Below are 17,571 nucleotides of genomic sequence, written 5' to 3' on the forward strand. Positions count from 1 at the left end.
GCCAAAAGCATTGTTTCGTGCCATAAAAGGTTGCATGACCACACTCCCGGATCCCGCCCGCTTTACCCATGTCACCGACTGGGTGTTCGACCTCGACAACACGCTCTATCCGCACCATTCGAACCTGTTCTCGCAGATCGACGTAAAGATGACCGCCTATGTCGGAGAGCTGCTGACGCTGCCACGCGACGATGCCCGCAAGCTGCAGAAGGAACTCTACCGGGAATATGGCACGACGTTGAACGGCCTGATGGCGCGCCACGGCATCGATCCCGACGACTTTCTCGAGAAGGTCCATGATATCGACTATTCCTGGCTGGTCCCCGATCCCGTTCTCGGCACCGCCATACGCCAGCTTCCCGGCCGCAAGTTCATCTTCACCAATGGCGACCGCAGGCATGCCGAACGCACCGCGCGCCAACTCGGCATCCTCGATCACTTCGATGACATCTTCGATATCGTCGCCGCCGGGCTGAACCCCAAGCCAGCGCGCCGCACCTACGAAAAGTTCGCGGAACTCCACGCGGTCACCGGCCACAATGCGGTGATGTTCGAGGATCTGGCCCGCAACCTGTCCGTGCCGAAATCGCTGGGCATGACCACGGTGCTGGTCGTGCCGCGCAACTTCGAGCCGACCTTCTCGGAAATCTGGGAACGTGACACGGCCAACGAGGACGATGTAGATTTCGTCACCGACGATCTTGCCGAATTCCTCACCGCGATCGTCGACGTCACCGCTTGAGCCGTTGCTTTGTAAAGCCGGACCGATACCGCAGTCCGCGGCCTAAAGCTGATAGAAGCGGCTGATGATCCCCCAGGCTTCGTCGGCGGTGTCGACGAAATCGATGATGTCCTGGTCGCCGGGGGTGATCGTGCCTTGCTCGGCGAGGAAATCGAGATCGATCGCCCGTTTCCAGAAAGCCTTGCCGAACAGGATCACCGGCACGCGCTCCATGCGGCCGGTCTGGATCAGGGTTAGCGTCTCGAAGAATTCGTCCATCGTGCCGAAGCCGCCCGGAAACACCGCGACAGCCTTGGCGCGCATGACGAAATGCATCTTGCGGACCGCGAAATAGTGGAAGTTGAAACAGAGTTCCGGCGTCACATAGGCATTCGGCGCCTGCTCGTGCGGCAACACGATGTTGAGGCCGATCGACGGGGCGCCGACATCGTCGGCGCCCCGGTTGCCGGCTTCCATCACGCCAGGCCCGCCGCCTGTCACCACGACGAATTCGCGATAATAAGAGGTGGCCGACTGCTGCGAGCAGAGGCGGGCGAATTTTCGCGCTTCCTCGTAGTATTTACTGTTTTTCTCGAGGCTCTTCTTCTGCGTCTCGTTCTTGGCCGCCCAGGCTTCACCGCCCGGCTCGGGGATGCGCGCCCCGCCGAACAGGATGACGGTCGAGCGGATGCCGCGCTCGGCCAGGATCATCTCCGGCTTCAACAGTTCGAGCTGCAGCCTGACCGCGCGCAGTTCGCGCCGTGTCATGAAGTCGGGATCGTTCCAGGCCAACCGGTAGGTCTCGGCACGCGTCTGTGGCGTGTCCGGCACGCTTTTCGACCGCTCCAGATCCTCGTCCGAATGCGGCAGCGGCGTCCACCCCGCCTTTTCCATAGGAGTCATATTGCCTACCCGTCCAATTATTCACTTGCCAGTTATTAACTTGCGCCGTCCCGTGACGCAGCCGCGATTGACCCTCACCAAGCCTTCACATAGGGTCCGGCGACTTTCAAAACAGGTTAAGGTGCGGCCTCTTAACAGCTTGGTAATGGAGCGAATTCATGTCGAAGCCCGATCTGGCGAGCCTCGAAAAGACCATCGAAACCGCCTTCGAGGAACGCGAGACGATTTCGACGGCAACCCGAGGCGCGACCCGCGACGCCATCCAGTCGGCGCTCGACCTGCTCGACCGGGGTGTCGCCCGCGTTGCCGAGCGCCAGGCCGACGGCACATGGCATGTCAACCAGTGGCTGAAGAAAGCGGTGCTGCTGTCGTTCCGGCTCAACCCGATGGAGATCATCAAGGGTGGTCCGGGCCAGGCCGTGTGGTGGGACAAGGTGCCGTCGAAATTCGACGGCTGGAGCGCCATCGATTTCGAGAAAGCAGGTTTCCGCGCCGTGCCGTCATCGATCGTGCGGCGCTCCGCCTACGTCGCGCCAGGTGCCGTGCTGATGCCGTCCTTCGTCAATGTCGGAGCCTATGTCGACAGCGGCACCATGGTCGACACATGGGCCTCGGTCGGCTCCTGTGCCCAGATCGGCAAGAATGTGCATCTGTCGGGCGGCGTCGGCATCGGCGGCGTGCTGGAGCCGATGCAGGCCGGCCCCACCATCATCGAGGACAATTGCTTCATCGGCGCACGCTCCGAAGTGGTCGAAGGCTGCATCGTGCGCGAGGGCTCGGTTCTCGGCATGGGCGTCTTCATCGGCCAGTCGACCAAGATTGTCGACCGTGCCACCGGCGAGGTTTTCTACGGCGAAGTGCCGGCCAATTCAGTGGTGGTGGCGGGCACGATGCCGGGCAAGAACGTGCCAGGCGAAAACTGGGGTCCCAGCCTCTACTGCGCCGTCATCGTCAAGCGAGTCGATGCCAGGACCCGTTCCAAAACCTCGATCAATGAACTGCTTCGCGATTGATCTTTTCAAAAAAACGGACGTACCCGCTTGCTCGACAGACCTCGATTTCTATGGCTTTTCTTCAGCCTTTCCGGGCGAGTGAACCCCAGTGCCTATGTTTTGGCGGGTCTTTTGCCGCTCCTCGTTCAGCTTTTTCTGCTCTACCAATTCTCGCGAACGCCGCTGGGCACTGCTGCAAGTCAGTACTGGGCCCTCGCCTGGTGGATCGCAGTGGTTGTCTCGACATGGTCGACCTTTGCGCTAACCGCGAAGCGGTTCCATGATTTCGGCAAGCCCACCTACTACGCATTGATCTCTCTCATCGTCGGCGCCATTCTGCTTGTCATTTTGGCCTTTTTCAAAAGTGATCCCGGACCCAACCGCTACGGCAAACGCACCAATGCGCCGGCCGAATCCTAAGCGCCGGGCGGGTATCTAGCCATGCGCTACCGCACGCTTGATGCGAAACTGATCATCGAAACCGCCGAGCGACTGGAAAAACGCGTCGCCGAGCGGTTTCCCGATGCAGGCTTGCGTGGCGTCGCCATCGAACTTGTGTCGCTGTCGCGTGATCTGGCCAAGGCGGCGAAGGCGCTGGAAGCGCCGATCTGGTGGCTGCGCGGCGTCGTCATCAGCGCCATTGCCGCCGGCGCGCTGACGTTCCTGTTCGTCGGCACCATCCTGCCGCTCGGCCGTATCTCCGGCACCCACGATGCCATCCAGTCGGTGCAAGGCATCGAATCCTTGATCAACATGATCATCCTCGCGATGCTCGGCTTCCTCGCCCTGATCCGGACCGAGGAGCGCATCAAGCGCAAGCAGGTGTTTCGCAAGCTTCATGGCTTGCGATCGCTGATCCATGTCATCGACATGCATCAGCTGACCAAGGATCCGGCAGCCCTTTCAGCCGATTTCAAGCCGACATCGCATTCACCGGCACGCATAACTGACCGTGCCGATCTCGCCCGCTATCTCGACTATTGCTCCGAAATGCTGTCGATCACCGGCAAGATCGCCGCGCTGTTCGCGCAATCGGTCAACGACGATGTGGTCGTCGATGGCGTCAACGACATCGAGTCCCTGGGCTCCAATCTGTCGCGGAAGATCTGGCAAAAGATCACGCTGATCGACGGTCCCTTGCGGTCGGCTCGTCCAACTACCTAAGCTAATCTTAATCACCTTGGTCCAACATGCCCCGTGAAGACTGTGTCGACCGGCACGGAGCACTCGACTGGCACACGACGAACCCCTGGCCAACCCGAAACCGCGCGGAAAGCGAAGCGCCGGCGCGCGGCTGTTCGCCTGGTTTTCTTCACCGATCAGAGCGGAACCGGAAGCGGTCCGCGCGCGGCTTCTCGACACCACTTTCGACCGCAAATTCGCTGTCCTGTTCGGCACCATCAGCGTCCTGGTGCTGGCAGTCGGCGCCGCGGTCGTCACCGGCGATCGATGGCCCTACGCCTGGATGGCGGCCGACCTCGTCCTGTTTGCCGTCCGCTTCCTGCTGATACGGGAATGTGAGCGGGCCCGCAAGCACGGGGGAACGGGGCCGCTGGCAGGCCTCATGGCCGCCGGTGGGTCATGGTCGGTGATTTTCGGCCTCGGCTGCTATGGCTGCGTCGTCAGCGGGGATATGGCGCTCGCCGTGCTGGCTGCCTTGAACGTCGCAGGCGTCGTCGGCGTGGCGTCGTCGCGCAACGCAGCGACGCCGCGCTACGCCATATTCGTCATGCTGGCCGTAAGCCTGCCTTTCCTGGTTGGCGCGCTGTTTTCTCCGGCGCCCGGAATGTCGATCGTCGGATTTCAAGTGCCTTTCTATGTCGCCGGCGTCATCATCGTGCTGCTTCAAAATCATGCGATCAACGCCCGCATGATCCGCGCCGAACTGGACAATCGCGATCTGGCGATCAAGGACGTGCTGACCGGCCTGCCAAACCGCATTTTCCTTCAGGAGAAACTGCGCGGCATGTGCAGCGAGCTTGCGGCGCCGGCAGCAAACGGCGGCAGGCCGTTTGCCGTTCTCAGCATGGACCTCGACGGCTTCAAACACGTCAATGACCGCTTCGGCCACGCGGTCGGCGACATGCTGCTGCGCAAGGTGGCCGAACGATTGAAACGCACTTTCCGACCGGGGGACGTGGTCTTTCGCATCGGCGGTGACGAATTCGTCATCCTGCTGCCCGACACATCCGAGATCGAAGCCACCTACCTGGCAAAGCGCGCCATTGAGAAGATTTCGGTACCTTTCGAACTTGGCGTGGGCACCGCAATACCCATCGGGTTGAGCATTGGAAGTGCCTTCGCGCCTGCCGACGGCGGCGAGCCGGAACTTCTTCTCACCTGGTCCGATCACGCGCTCTATGAAGCCAAGCGCACCGGCAAGGCCGTTACTGGGCGCATGTCCGGGCCGCGAACTGACGACCACAGCGATTATTGGGGCCTTTTGCCGCATCCGGCCATCCAATATCCCGCCTAAGCCCGTCGCGTCTGAAGCGACTCCTGCGACGCACTTGAGCCTTGTTGGTTTTATGCGCATTTGCCCAAAACCGCTGCGCCCGCACGGCTCAAGCCCGAGGGCATGCCTTGGGCGACATGCTCCAGGCCTGCGACAATCCGACATGAAAACCATAATGTCGGCGGGATGGCTGGCCCTTATGTCTGGCCGTGACAGGCCTTGCGCTTTCGACTAACGCTTTTGCCCATGACGTTGCCGACCGATCCCGCTGGAAATCTCGCCGCCCTCATCCGCTGCCCCTCGGTGACGCCCAGTGAGGGCGGGGCCCTGAGCACGCTGGAAAAAATGCTGAAACCACTCGGCTTTTCCGTCGAGCGCCCGGTGTTTTCGGAGGACGGCACGCCCGATATCGAAAATCTCTATGCGCGGCGCTCCGGCAACGGTCCGCACCTGATGTTCGCCGGACATACCGACGTGGTGCCGATCGGCGACGAGACCTCATGGACGCATCCGCCTTTCGCTGCCGAGATCGCCAAGGGCGTGATGTTCGGTCGCGGCGCCGTCGACATGAAGGGGGGCATCGCCTGTTTCATCGCCGCCGTGGCGCGCCATATCGAATCGAAAGGCGGCCTGAAAGGCTCGGTCTCGCTGCTGATCACCGGCGACGAGGAAGGGCCGGCCATCAACGGCACGACAAAGCTGCTCGAATGGGCGGTCGCCAAGGGCGAGAAATGGGATGCGTCCATCATCGGCGAGCCTACCAATCCCGATGCGCTGGGCGACATGATCAAGATCGGCCGGCGCGGCTCTTTGTCCGGCAGCATCATCGTCAACGGCCGCCAAGGCCACGCCGCCTACCCGCAGCTTGCCGACAATCCGGTGCGCGGGCTGATGACGCTGGTCGAAGCCTTGCTGCAGCCAGTCTTCGACAAGGGCACCAAGGACTTCCAGCCGACCAATCTGGAGGTGACCTCGATCGACGTCGGCAATCCGGCCACCAATGTTATTCCGGCAAAGGCGGCCGCCACCTTCAACATCCGCTTCAACGACACATGGACCGCCGAGACCATCCAGGCGGAAATCCACAACCGTCTCGACAGGGCCGCGAAGCGAAAGAAATACCGGGCCGGCAGGACGACGCCGGTCGATTACGAACTGGTATGGCGCGACCGGCCGAGCCACGTCTTCCTCACCCGCGACGACCGGCTGATCGATGCGCTCATCGGTTCGGTCAAGGCGGTGATCGGCAGGAAGCCGGAGCTTTCCACCTCCGGCGGCACCTCCGACGCACGCTTCATCAAGGATTATTGTCCGGTGGTCGAGTTCGGGCTGGTCGGTAAAACCATGCACATGATCGATGAACGCGTCGCGCTTGCCGACCTCGAGACGCTGACGCAGATCTATCAGCGCTTCATCGAAGACTGGTTCGAGCAAGGCGCATCGTAATCATGCTTTCGTCGGACGAAACCTATGCTTCGCTCAACGGCGCCTGGCGACTGATGCTCGGCAAGGCCGATGGGCTGCGCCAGCTCGACCTTTCGGCCGACGGTTTCTGGAATTCCTTCTTCGCCATCGTCGTCGCGGCACCGGCACTGATCGTCGGTTGGGTCGGCGTCGCCAACGAGATCGGCGATCCGAATGCATTCGCCGGACGCTTCAGCATGCTGATCCGCCTGGCGACGGTCGACATCGGTGTCTGGGTGTTGCCGCTTGTCGGCCTTGCCCTCGTCGCGCCGCGTGCCGGCATTGGCGGGCGTTTCGTCCACTATGTCGTCGCCAGCAACTGGGCGTCGGCGATCATCGCCTGGATAATGCTGCCAGCGGCGTTGATCAGGCTTTTCCTGCCGTCCACCAACGAGTTCGCCGCACTGGCGTCGCTGCTTTTGTTTGCGCTGTCGATGACCCTGACCTGGCGGATGACAAACCTCGCCATCGGCAGGGGCGCGGCTGTCGGCAGCGCTGTCTTCGCCGGAATGTTCGTGGCGTCGCTGGTCGTTCTGTTCGTGCTGCAGGCGCTGCTCGGCATCGGTGCGCCGAGCGCGACCGGGACTTGAAGCATCTAACTGAATTTATCCGAATTCCTGGTGTGGTTTCGCGATGGGTATGATAATATCATACTGATCCCTGATAGGAGGAATAATGTCCGCCACTGAAAAACGCACTTTCAGCCTACCGGCCGAGCAAGCCGCTTTCATCGATCGGCTCGTTCAGTCCGGGACCTACGCAACCAGCAGCGAAGTCATCCGCGCTGGTCTTCGCGCCTTGCAAGAGCGCGATGCCGCCGTGGAGCGTTGGCTGCGCGAGGAAGTCGCGCCGACTTATGACGCCTGGAAGTCAGACCCTGGTAGGGGTATTTCGCCAGAGGAGATGGCCGAACGGGCGCGCAAGCGCCACAAGGCCCGCTTGCAGGGAAATGCGTGAAGCGTCGAGCTGTCATTTATGCGCTGGAGGCAGGCGGCGATCTCGATCGGATTTACGACATCATTGCGGAAGCCAGCAGTGCCACCACGGCCGACCGTTATGACCAGCGTATCCGGGCATTCTGCGAACGCCTCGAATACGGCTCCGAACGAGGCACACGCCGCCACGATGTGCGGCAGGAGCTTCGCATCATCGGATTTCGAACGCCGCGTCACCATCGCCTTCATTGTAGAGTCCGAGCGCGTGGTAATTTTGCGCGTGTTCTACGGCGGGGCCGATTGGCAGGACGACCTGGCCTAGTGACGCTGGCTGATCGGCACATCTAGCCGCGTCATCCGGATGCCTTCGAATAATCGACCCCAACGAGAAAAAGTCCGTCGGGCGGCGCCACCTGGCCGCACGCTGCACGGTCGCGCGCGTCGAGCGCCGCCTTCAGGTCGGCAATTGTCCAGCCGCCTTCGCCGACGCGCTTCAGCGAGCCGACCATCGAGCGCACCTGATTGTGCAGGAACGAGCGCGCCGAGGCTCGCACTTCGATCACGTCACCCAGCCGACTGACATCCAGCCGGTCGAGCGTCCGGACCGGGCTGTCGGCCTGGCACTGGGTCGAGCGGAACGTGGTGAAATCATGCCGCCCCAGCAGCACCTTTGCCGCCTCGTGCATGGCCTCGGCATCAAGCCGCTTCGGCACCCACCAGATCTTGCCCTTGTCGAGCGCCGCCGGCGCGCGCCGGTTGACGATACGGTAGAGATAGTGGCGGCCGATCGCTGAGAAACGCGCATCGAAGCTATCCGGCACCACAGCCGCGTTGAGGACGGCGATGCGCGCCTTGGCCGCTTGCAGGTGGGCGTTGACGGCATCGCGCACGTTGTCGTCAGGCCATGCCCTGACGAGATCGACATGCGCCACCTGAGCGGTCGCGTGGACGCCGGCATCGGTGCGGCCGGCGCCGCGCAGCGAGACCTGTTCGCCGCAGAATTTCTCGATCGCCTGCTCGATCGCCTGCTGCACCGAAGGCTGGTCTGCCTGGCGCTGCCAGCCGGCATAGAGGCTGCCGTCATATTCGATGTCGAGGCGAAAACGCGGCATTCCTAAGAAGGATGAGGTTAGGCGGCGAGCGCGGTGCCGAAAGCCGAAGCGTAGACCAGCTTGCCGGTCTCAGGCGCTTCGCCCCAGGCCAGCGCCTGCAGCGCTTCGCCCTGGAACTCGCTTTCGAATTTTTCGGCGCGCGCATGACTGTAGCCGAAGCGGCCATAATAGGCGGGATCGCCAAGCACCACCGCCAGCACCTCGCCCGCATCCTTCAGGCGGATATGCGCCTCGCGGACCAGCGCACCGCCGATGCCGGTGCCATGGAATGACGGCTCGACCGCCAGAGGCGCCAGCGCCACCGCCGGAAAGCTCTTGCCGCCGTTCTGCACGAAAAGCCGCGAAAACAGGATATGGCCGACCACCTGTCCATCTTCTTCCGCCACCAGTTCGACGACGGCATCGCCGCCGGTGACCAGCGCGTCGACCAGTCCGGCCTCCGCCTGCTGGCCGAATGCGTGTTCCTCGACCAGGCGGATCGCCTCGCGGTCCCGCGGCGTTGCCGCGCGTATCGACATCATGCTCATGAGAATTCCATTCCTTTTTCGAGCTTGGCCCCGCGCAGAAACTCCTGCGCGGCAATGGGCCTTCCGCCCGCACGTTGAACTTCGACCAACCTGATCGCGCCTGACCCGCAGGCGACCGTCAGCCGGTCGTCGAGAATTCCTCCCGGCTCGCCGGCGCCTTGCGAAAGCGTCGAGCGAAGCAATTTCAGCCGCTCCAAGCGGCCGCCAATTTCGATCTCGCACCATGCGCCGGGAAAGGGCGACAGGCCGCGAATATGGTTGTGGACTTCGACAGCAGGCCGCGTCCAGTCCACGCGCGTCTCCGCTTTATCGATCTTTTTGGCATAGGTCACCCCCTCCGTCGCCTGTGCGGTAAATGTCAGAGCATCCCGTCCCAGCCGCGCCAGCGCTTCCGCCATCAGCGCAGCGCCAATGTGCATCAACCGATCGTGCAGTTCGCCGGCCGTCATATCGGGGTCGATGGCGCATTTTTCGACCATCGCCACCGGGCCGGTGTCCAGGCCCTCCTCCATCCGCATCACCATCATGCCTGTCTCGGTATCGCCGGCCATGATGGCGCGCTGGATAGGGGCCGCACCGCGCCAGCGCGGCAGCAGCGACGCGTGACCATTGAGGCAGCCGAGCTGCGGCGCCTCTAGAATGGGTTTGGGCAACAGCAATCCATAGGCGACGACGACGGCGACATCGACCCGCAAGGCGCGGAACGCCTGCTGCTCAACCTCGTTCTTCAGCGACACCGGCGTCCGCACCTCGAGGCCCAGCCGCTCGGCCTCGCGCTGCACCGGCGACGGCGTCAGTTCCAGCCCACGGCGGCCGGCGGCGCGCGGCGGCTGGGTGTAGACGGCCTCTATCTCATGTCCGGCTTCCGCGATCGCCCGCAGCGTCGGCACGGAGAATTCGGGCGTACCCATGAAGATGACGCGCAAGGGCATTTTTTGGGCCCTATCCCACCAACTTGCCCGGCGCCTTGCTGCCTGATGGTTTGTCCCTGGCGAGCTTCTTGAACTTCTTCACCACCATGTCGCGCTTCAGCTTCGATATGTGGTCGATGAACAGAACACCGTTGAGATGGTCGATCTCATGCTGCAGGCAAGTCGCCATCAGCCCTTCGGCCTCGATCTCCTGCAGCTTGCCGTCGCGATCGAGATATTTGACCCGCACGGCGGCAGGACGTTCGACCTCGGCATAGTAGTCCGGGATCGACAGGCAACCCTCCTCGTAGACCGAGCGCTGATCGGCGCTCTCAAGGATCTCGGGATTGATGAAGACATGCGGCGCCGGCGGCTCGTCTTCCTTGGCGAGGTCGATCACCAGCATGCGCAGCGGTTCGCCGACCTGGATCGCCGCCAGACCGATGCCCGGCGCATCATACATGGTGTCCAGCATGTCATCGGCGAGCTTGCGCAAAGCGCCGTCGACGCGCTCGACCGGTTTCGAAACCTGGCGCAGGACGGGATCGGGAAGGATGATGAGCGGCTTGATCGACATGGCGTCTCACCTAAGACCTCGCACGAAAAGCGTCAACCGGGGCAGTTCCAGCACCGTTCACGTTTTGATCTGTGCCGTCAGGCCGAATCATCTATGCTGTCCGATATGAACGACCTGACCACCATCCTATCCGAACCGATCGCCCGACTCGGCGCCACCACGATCACGCTCGGCCACGCGCTGGCATCCGGCGCGGTCCTGTTCCTGGGCCTGTTCGTGGCGCTCGTCGTCGCGCTCTGGCGCTCGGCCAAGGCGCGTGCGGTGGCTGCCGCGGAAGCCGCCGACCACGCCCGCGACGCCGAGGCGCGAATGGCCGGCATCTTGGCAAGCCAGGCCGAGATGCAGGGCCGCATGGGCGCGATCGCCGAAGTGTTCGGGGCGCGGCAGGCCGAACTCACACAGTCGATCGGCCAGCGTCTCGACGCGATGACCGGCCGTCTCGGCCAGACCATGACTGAGCAGACGAAATCTACGCATGAGAGCCTAGCCAGACTGCAGGAGCGGCTGGCGGTCATCGATACCGCGCAAGGCAACATCCAGTCGCTCGCCGGCCAGGTCGTGCAACTTCAGGCAATCCTCTCCAACAAGCAGACGCGAGGCGCCTTCGGCCAGTTGCGCATGGAAGCGATCGTCGCCGATGGCCTGCCGCACGGCGCCTATGAATTCCAGGCGACCCTGTCGAACGGCAGCCGGCCCGACTGCCTGGTGAAGATGCCGAACGGCGCGCCTGCACTTGCCATCGACGCCAAGTTTCCGCTGGAAGCCTGGAATGCCATCCGTGCCGCCGAAGGCGCCGATTTGCAGAAGGTCGCCGCACAAGCGTTCCGCCGCGATATTGAGGTGCATGTCCGCGATATTTCCGAAAAATACCTGATCCAGGGCGAGACGCAGGACACCGCCTTCATGTTCGTTCCGTCGGAATCGGTATTCGCCGAGATCCACGAGAATTTCGAGGGAATTGTCCACAAGGCGCACCGCGCCCGCATCGTCATCGTCTCGCCGTCGCTCCTGATGCTGTCGATCCAGGTCATCCAGGCGATTCTCAAGGACGCCCGCATGCGCGAGCAGGCGCATTTGATCCAGGGCGAAGTCATCCGGCTGATGGAGGACGTCTCGCGCCTCGACGAGCGGGTGCGCAAGCTGCAGAGCCATTTCGGCCAGTCGGCCAAGGATATCGACGATATTCTCGTCTCGACGTCGAAGGTGACCAAGCGCGGCCAGAAGATCGAGGCGCTGGAGTTCGGCGCGCAGCCGACGGAGGGCGACGCCGGATCGGCCGAGACGCTACACGGGACCGGCGCGAGGGCCGAAGCGGGTGCGCGCGTCGCCGACTCCAAGACCGGTCAGCTGAGACTAAGGGTGGTCGAAGGCGACGACTGAGAGGCTACTGCTCCTCCACGGTCGTCATGCCGCCGAATTCCGGCAGCCAATGCAGCGCCGAGCGGTGCCAGATCTGTTTTCTCGGGATCAGTTGTTCGCGCTGCCGCGCCGTGCCGACTCTGATGCCGTAGACTTTCGCCCCGTTGCCGACCGACGTGGCATAGAGATGCGAACCGCACTCGCCGCAAAAAGCCTGGGCGCGCCTGGCGCCGCTCGATGCGGACTTGATGTAGATCTTCGGCGTGCCCTTGGTGATCCGGTAGTGCTCCTGCGGTGCCGGAACGGTCACCCGGAACGCTGTTCCGGTCAGCTGCTGGCAATCGATGCAGTGACAAATACTGGTCTTGTCCGGATCGACCTCCGCTTCGTACGTGATGGCGCCGCAATGGCACCCGCCGTCGATTTTCATCTCGCTCCTCCCTTCCAGCCCGCGCCTCTATGCGTTGGAGCTTAACGGCGCACCGGTCGAAGCTCCACAGGCATTCACAACACGCGAACCATTCGGTGGTTCAAGACTGCGGCGCCGCCGCCTGTTCGATGATCTCGTCAGTCCAGACCTTGAAACCGGCGAGTGTGCCCGGCCCGAAAATATGGGTCAGCGGCACATCGGCTGCGTCGCGGCCGGAGGCGATCAGGATGCGGCCGATGCGCGGCGCATTGTTGCGCGGATCGAAGGCATGCCAGCGACCGCCGAGATAGACCTCCATCCAGGCGGCGAAGTCCATGTCTGACCAGGGTTTCGGCAAGCCGATGTCGCTGATGTAGCCGGTGCAATAGCGCGTCGGGATGTTCAAGGCGCGGCAGAAGGCGACGGCGAGATGCGCAAAGTCGCGGCAGACGCCGCTTTGCTCACGATAGGCCTCTGCTGCGGTGCGCGTCGGCCGCGCGTTGCCGTAGTTGAAGATGATGTGGTTGTGGACGAAATCGCAGACCGCCTGCACGCGTGGCATACCGAGCGGTGAGTGGCCGAACAGCCGCCACGCTTCGTTCGCCAGCACGTCGCTCTCGCAATAGCGGCTCGGCAGCAGGAACAGCAGCGTGTCGGACGGCAGGTCGCGCACCTCGTGCTGCCAGGCCATCAAATCACCCTTCTCGAAGCTTCCGGGATCGCGGATCACCGCGTCCGTGCCGAAGCTAAAGCGTCCGGGCGGGGCGACAAGACGATTGCACCAATTGCCGAAACTGTCGCGGTAGCTCTCGATCGGCACCGGTGGATTCGAAGTCAGGAAATCCGGCCGCTCGAGATCGGACGCGCGGGAATAGTGAACGTTGAGCATCGCAATCAGCGGCGTTTCCTGCGGAAAGTCGAAGCTCATCTCGCAGCCGATATGGATTCGCATTGTCGTCCTGACCGGCCTGCCGGATCATCACCCGGCGAAGGCGCGGGCTGTTGCTGCAGTGCAAAAAAAGATCATCGCACGGACCGGCGCGGTTTACGAGCGAATTAGAAACGGTTGACAGCCGACGGCTGGCTTCGGCGCCAGATAATGCCTCTTGCGGTCGGGCGTTTCTCTTGGTTCATTTCGCTTGCCACAATTGGAGGAAACGAATCATGGCTAAAGGTGCGATGAAGGCGGGCAAAGAAGCCCGCAAGCCGAAGAAGGACGCGAAGAAACCTGCCGCTGCCCCGACCCTGAAAGCGCCGCCCGTCAAGGCGACCAAACTCAAAGACAAGTGAGCCTCGGCGTTTCGGCGCAAGGTCATGACCGACGGCATTTCAGGACCATCGACATTCAGCGATTGGTCCTGAAGTGCCGTCGGCGCTGCTGTTGATTGAGCACCCGAAATTTCCATATCAATGCGGCGAAGACGACTTCGCGCTTTGCGAAAAGACCGGGACGACCCGCAATCCAATGGAGCGTTCCGATGTCGTGGATTCTTCTCTTCTTCGCTGGGCTGTTCGAGATCGGCTGGGCGATCGGCCTCAAATACACTGACGGCTTTTCGAAGCCGCTTCCGACCGTCCTGACGGTTGTTTCGATGGTCGTCAGTCTCGCCTTGCTCGGACTGGCGCTGAAGACGCTGCCGGTCGGCACGGCCTACGCGGTGTGGACCGGCATCGGCACCGTCGGCACGGCGCTGCTCGGCATCTGGCTGCTCGGTGAGCCTGCGACCGCGATCAGGCTGGCCTGCATCGCACTCATCGTCTGCGGCATCATGGGATTGAAGCTCGCGACCTAACGCGTCGAATACATGCGACGCGCTTCCGGTTCCTGTTTTAAGGCATGTCGTTATCGCAAAACCGCTGCGCACTCTCTGGTCAGGCCCGAGCGCATGCTTTTGCGCGACATGCATTAGTTTGCTGCAAGGCCGCAACCCAAACGCCTTCGGGGGCCGCTGCAAGGCGGCCCTGAATTTGATTAGTGAATCGCGCTGTAGGAGCGCTAGCGAGCGGAAAAGCCTGGAGGCGTCCTGCCGGTGCGCTGCTTGCGCGCCGCATAGCGCGCGTCGCGCTTGGCTTTGCGCTCGGCCTCGTCGGCAAGCAAACGAGCGATGCGCTCGTTCTCTTCGGCTTCCCGGATCTTCGCTTCCGCCTGTGCCGCTTCTTCCGCAGCGATACGCGCCGCTTCGGCAGCAGCTTCGCGCTCGGCCTTTTCGGCCGCTTCGCGCGCCAGCTTCTCCTGCTTCAGCCTGGCCTTTTCGGCCTCACGTATCGCACGAGCTTCGAGGATCGCCTTGCGTTCGGCCTGTCGTGCCAGCACTGCCGGATCGTCTGCTGCCGGCTTTGCCTTGAAGCGCTCGAGAAGCGCCTTCTTTGCCTCGTTTGCGGCATTGCGCCGCTCGAAAACGTCTTTTTCCCTATAGATAGCCAAGTCCACTTCCCTGAAGTCAATTTGCGAGGCTTACATACGCGTGAAAACCCAGAGTTCAAGCGCCAAAACGGTATGCCAGCCATGAAATTCTGAGCTGTTGCAGTCGGGAGACGCCTTTTCGGCTGAATTCGGCCGAAACGGACATGCACTGTTCACCATCCGACCCTCTGGCGGCGCGGCGGACTGGTCGCTACGTGTAGCGCGAAAAACAAAACACCAGGATGACACATGATGGAACTCGGTCTCTACACCTTCGCCGACGTCAGCCCGGAACCAGGCCTAGGCGCCATCGGTGCGCATGAGCGTCTGCGCAACCTGATCGAGGAGATCGAGCTGGCCGACCAGGTCGGCCTCGACGTGTTTGGGTTGGGCGAGCATCACCGTCCCGATTATGCGGCTTCAGCGCCGGTCGTAGCCTTGGCCGCGGCGGCCGAACGCACCCGGCGCATAAAGCTGACCAGCGCGGTCACCGTGCTATCCTCCGACGATCCGGTCCGCGTGTTCCAGCAGTTTGCGACACTCGACCTTCTATCCAGTGGCCGGGCCGAGATCATGGCTGGGCGCGGCTCGTTCATCGAGTCCTTTCCGCTGTTCGGCTACAATCTCGAAGACTATGACGAGCTCTTTGCCGAAAAGCTCGATCTGCTGCTTGCCGTTCGCGATCATGTCAAGGTGAGCTGGTCGGGCAGGCTGCGCGCTCCGATCAACGATCGCGGCGTCTATCCCCGCCCGTTCCAGAACAGATTGCCGATCTGGATCGCGATCGGCGGCACCCCGCAATCCGCCGCGCGGGCCGGTGCGCTGGGCCTGCCGCTGGCGCTGGCCATCATCGGCGGCGAGCCGGCGCGATTCGCGCCGCTGTTCGATATTTACAAGGAGGCGGCCAAACGGGCGGGCAACGACCCAGCGGGTCTCGCCACCAGCCTCAACGTGCACGGCTTCATCGCCGCGACCACCGATCAGGCGGCTAACGATTTTTATGGGCCGCAGGCCGAGGTGATGAACCGCATCGGGCGCGAGCGCGGCTGGGGCCCGACGTCAAGAGCGCATTTCGATCAATCGCGCGGCCCGAACGGCGCGCTGTTCGTCGGCAATCCCGAACAGGTGGCCGAAAAGATCGTTGCCCAGCACAGGATATTCGGCAACGACCGCTTCCTGCTGCAAATGGCGATCGGCACTATGGCGCACGCCAAGATCATGAAGGCGATCGAGCTCTACGGCACCAAGGTGGCGCCGATCGTGCGCAAGGAAACGGCGAAGGCCATCCCTGCCGTGGCAGCGCCGGCCGCCTGATTCGCCAGCCAGGCCGTAGGATTAGGGGCATCATCGACGCCGGCTAACGCATCGGCCCGAAATCGGAATCGATTTTCGGAAGCACGATGCGTGGACATAAGTGTTGGAGCGTACGTTGTGCGCCGCGCCCAATTGGACGCATGTCGCTCTAACGGAACTTTGAAGCCGCAAAGGCGTTTCCGCCCACGGTCTACGCCAATCGCGGTGTGCCGCCGAGGGCCAGAATGAAAGCCGAACCAGCCGCTCCGGGCGCAGGCGATGCCGATAGCCCGGATCCGCGCGCCGAGGCGCGTGCGGATACCCATCTGATGCGTTCGCTGCTCGTTGGCATCTTCATCCTTATGGCGATCTACGCGCTCTACTTCGCCCGCGCCTTCTTCATGCCGGTCATTCTGGCTTTCCTGCTGGCACTGACGCTGACGCCGATCGTCCGCTTCCTGCGCAAGCATGGCATGCCCGATCCCATGTCGGCGACGTTGCTGGTGCTGCTGTCGTTCTGCGTCATCGCCGTCGCAGGGTATCTGCTCAGCGGCCCGGTCATCGACCTCATCAATAACACCTCGGTGATCGGCCAGCAGCTTGCGGAACGTCTGGCGCAGCTGCGCCGCCCGTTCGAAAGGATCGTGGAGATTTCGCGTCAGATAGAGGGACTGACGCAGACATCCCAGCAGCCCGGCATTCAGAGGGTGGCCATGGCGCCATCCGGCATCCTCTCGCAAGCCGCCGGCAATGTGCTGTCGGCGGGCACCAGCATCACCATCGTCTTCGTCCTTTCGCTGTTCCTACTCGCCTCCGGCACGATGTTCTATGAGAAGATTGTCCAATCCTTCCCCAGTCTCAGCGAAAAGAAGCGGGCGCTGCGCGTCGTCTACGATGTCGAACGTGAAATCTCGCACTATCTGCTCACCGTCACGGTCATCAACGCGGGTCTCGGCACGGTTATCGGGCTCGGCCTGTGGGCCCTCGGCGTGCCCAACGCGCAGGTCTGGGGCGCGGCAGCGGCTCTGCTCAATTTCCTGCCCTATATCGGTGCGCTGATTACGATCACACTGGTCACCGTCATCGCGCTGATCAGCTTCGAGACGATCTCCTACGCGCTGCTGGCGCCAGCCTTCGTCATTTTGTGCGACGTCATCGAAGGCCAGTTCGTGACGCCGACGGTGGTTGGCCGCCGCCTCGAGATCAATGCAGTGGCAATTCTCATCGCCATCGCCTTCTGGTCCTGGTTGTGGGGTTTCGTCGGCGCACTGATGGCGGTGCCGCTGCTGGTCGTCATCAAGGTGTTCTGCGATCACTTCGACGGGCTCAGCCCTGTCGGCAATTTCCTGGCGGCGCAGCATACGGCGGTTGATGTCGAAGAGATTTCCGACACCGAGAAAGCGGCAGGCGCATGATCCGGGAACCCGGATAAGTTCCGCAACGGATCCTCGAATTCAAAATGCCAGGCGTCCTTTGCGCCTGCTTTGACGCACGGCGTCTGTTCAATTT

22 protein-coding genes are annotated in these 17,571 nt (G+C 62.5%); 14 read left to right on the top strand and 8 right to left on the bottom strand.

Features of this window, described 5'->3' with window-relative positions; genetic code table 11:
• Nucleotides 1–34 precede the first annotated feature (34 nt).
• Nucleotides 35–742, top strand: coding sequence for a pyrimidine 5'-nucleotidase (locus NMG80_RS33830; protein ID WP_254022162.1), 708 nt, complete (start codon nt 35–37; stop codon nt 740–742).
• Between the two features lie 42 nt (nt 743–784).
• On the opposite strand, the gene NMG80_RS33835 is transcribed toward NMG80_RS33830, so the two are convergent.
• Entirely contained in the window at nt 785–1,624 is an 840-nt protein-coding gene (locus NMG80_RS33835; protein ID WP_254022163.1) for an LOG family protein, read from the bottom strand.
• 158 nt (nt 1,625–1,782) lie between these two features.
• On the opposite strand from NMG80_RS33835, the gene dapD reads away from it, so the two are divergent.
• The 8 genes from dapD (at nt 1,783) to NMG80_RS33875 (ending at nt 7,818) form a co-directional block, all read left to right on the top strand.
• Nucleotides 1,783–2,637 (top strand): 2,3,4,5-tetrahydropyridine-2,6-dicarboxylate N-succinyltransferase, encoded by an 855-nt coding sequence (dapD, locus tag NMG80_RS33840; RefSeq protein WP_254022164.1) that lies wholly within the window; start codon nt 1,783–1,785, stop codon nt 2,635–2,637.
• Between the two features lie 27 nt (nt 2,638–2,664).
• A complete protein-coding gene (locus NMG80_RS33845) occupies nt 2,665–3,036 on the top strand; it encodes a DUF805 domain-containing protein (RefSeq protein WP_301943413.1) in 372 nt (123 codons plus the stop codon).
• 21 nt (nt 3,037–3,057) lie between these two features.
• Nucleotides 3,058–3,780: a hypothetical protein gene (locus NMG80_RS33850; RefSeq protein WP_254022166.1), complete on the top strand. Its 723-nt coding sequence runs from the start codon at nt 3,058–3,060 to the stop codon at nt 3,778–3,780.
• A gap of 247 nt (nt 3,781–4,027) precedes the next feature.
• On the top strand, nt 4,028–5,092 hold the full coding sequence (locus tag NMG80_RS33855) for a GGDEF domain-containing protein (RefSeq protein WP_254022167.1): 1,065 nt from the start codon (nt 4,028–4,030) through the stop codon (nt 5,090–5,092).
• 225 nt (nt 5,093–5,317) lie between these two features.
• Complete coding sequence (gene dapE / locus NMG80_RS33860; protein ID WP_254022168.1) at nt 5,318–6,517, top strand: succinyl-diaminopimelate desuccinylase; 1,200 nt, start codon at nt 5,318–5,320, stop codon at nt 6,515–6,517.
• Nucleotides 6,518–6,519: 2 nt separating this feature from the next.
• Nucleotides 6,520–7,125: a transporter gene (locus NMG80_RS33865; protein ID WP_254022169.1), complete on the top strand. Its 606-nt coding sequence runs from the start codon at nt 6,520–6,522 to the stop codon at nt 7,123–7,125.
• Nucleotides 7,126–7,210: 85 nt separating this feature from the next.
• Nucleotides 7,211–7,492 carry a type II toxin-antitoxin system ParD family antitoxin gene (locus NMG80_RS33870; protein WP_254022170.1) on the top strand — a complete coding sequence of 94 codons (282 nt, stop codon included), beginning with the start codon at nt 7,211–7,213 and terminating at the stop codon, nt 7,490–7,492.
• A complete protein-coding gene (locus NMG80_RS33875; protein WP_367186054.1) occupies nt 7,489–7,818 on the top strand; it encodes a type II toxin-antitoxin system RelE/ParE family toxin in 330 nt (109 codons plus the stop codon). The genes NMG80_RS33870 and NMG80_RS33875 overlap by 4 nt, the downstream gene beginning before the upstream one ends.
• A gap of 5 nt (nt 7,819–7,823) precedes the next feature.
• Here NMG80_RS33875 and truA read toward each other — a convergent pair whose 3' ends face one another.
• The 4 genes from truA to def are packed head-to-tail and all read right to left on the bottom strand — an operon-like array spanning nt 7,824 to nt 10,597.
• Nucleotides 7,824–8,582 (bottom strand): tRNA pseudouridine(38-40) synthase TruA, encoded by a 759-nt coding sequence (truA, locus tag NMG80_RS33880; protein ID WP_254022171.1) that lies wholly within the window; start codon nt 8,580–8,582, stop codon nt 7,824–7,826.
• Nucleotides 8,583–8,599: 17 nt separating this feature from the next.
• Nucleotides 8,600–9,109, bottom strand: coding sequence for a GNAT family N-acetyltransferase (locus NMG80_RS33885; protein ID WP_254022172.1), 510 nt, complete (start codon nt 9,107–9,109; stop codon nt 8,600–8,602).
• A complete protein-coding gene (fmt, locus tag NMG80_RS33890; RefSeq protein ID WP_254022173.1) occupies nt 9,106–10,041 on the bottom strand; it encodes a methionyl-tRNA formyltransferase in 936 nt (311 codons plus the stop codon). Before fmt ends, NMG80_RS33885 begins: the two co-directional genes overlap by 4 nt.
• A 10-nt stretch (nt 10,042–10,051) precedes the next feature.
• Complete coding sequence (gene def, locus NMG80_RS33895; protein WP_128184966.1) at nt 10,052–10,597, bottom strand: peptide deformylase; 546 nt, start codon at nt 10,595–10,597, stop codon at nt 10,052–10,054.
• Between the two features lie 105 nt (nt 10,598–10,702).
• Between def and NMG80_RS33900 the strand changes: the two genes are divergently transcribed.
• Complete coding sequence (locus NMG80_RS33900; RefSeq protein WP_254022243.1) at nt 10,703–11,977, top strand: DNA recombination protein RmuC; 1,275 nt, start codon at nt 10,703–10,705, stop codon at nt 11,975–11,977.
• A 4-nt stretch (nt 11,978–11,981) separates the two neighbouring features.
• Here NMG80_RS33900 and NMG80_RS33905 read toward each other — a convergent pair whose 3' ends face one another.
• Nucleotides 11,982–12,386 carry a GFA family protein gene (locus NMG80_RS33905; RefSeq protein WP_254022174.1) on the bottom strand — a complete coding sequence of 135 codons (405 nt, stop codon included), beginning with the start codon at nt 12,384–12,386 and terminating at the stop codon, nt 11,982–11,984.
• 100 nt (nt 12,387–12,486) lie between these two features.
• Complete coding sequence (locus tag NMG80_RS33910) at nt 12,487–13,317, bottom strand: transglutaminase-like domain-containing protein (protein ID WP_254022175.1); 831 nt, start codon at nt 13,315–13,317, stop codon at nt 12,487–12,489.
• A 212-nt stretch (nt 13,318–13,529) separates the two neighbouring features.
• On the opposite strand from NMG80_RS33910, the gene NMG80_RS37125 reads away from it, so the two are divergent.
• The gene (locus tag NMG80_RS37125) at nt 13,530–13,655 is read left to right on the top strand and encodes a hypothetical protein (protein ID WP_023801558.1); all 126 of its coding nucleotides are present in this window, start codon (nt 13,530–13,532) and stop codon (nt 13,653–13,655) included.
• A gap of 188 nt (nt 13,656–13,843) precedes the next feature.
• A complete protein-coding gene (gene sugE / locus NMG80_RS33915; protein ID WP_254022176.1) occupies nt 13,844–14,158 on the top strand; it encodes a quaternary ammonium compound efflux SMR transporter SugE in 315 nt (104 codons plus the stop codon).
• A gap of 203 nt (nt 14,159–14,361) precedes the next feature.
• Here sugE and NMG80_RS33920 read toward each other — a convergent pair whose 3' ends face one another.
• A complete protein-coding gene (locus tag NMG80_RS33920; RefSeq protein WP_023801556.1) occupies nt 14,362–14,790 on the bottom strand; it encodes a DUF6481 family protein in 429 nt (142 codons plus the stop codon).
• Between the two features lie 231 nt (nt 14,791–15,021).
• On the opposite strand from NMG80_RS33920, the gene NMG80_RS33925 reads away from it, so the two are divergent.
• A complete protein-coding gene (locus NMG80_RS33925) occupies nt 15,022–16,083 on the top strand; it encodes an LLM class flavin-dependent oxidoreductase (protein ID WP_254022244.1) in 1,062 nt (353 codons plus the stop codon).
• Between the two features lie 224 nt (nt 16,084–16,307).
• A complete protein-coding gene (locus tag NMG80_RS33930) occupies nt 16,308–17,477 on the top strand; it encodes an AI-2E family transporter (RefSeq protein ID WP_254022177.1) in 1,170 nt (389 codons plus the stop codon).
• Nucleotides 17,478–17,571: the final 94 nt, after the last annotated feature.

It is taken from the genome of Mesorhizobium escarrei, from assembly GCF_935825525.1.
GTDB classification, from domain to species: domain Bacteria; phylum Pseudomonadota; class Alphaproteobacteria; order Rhizobiales; family Rhizobiaceae; genus Mesorhizobium; species Mesorhizobium escarrei.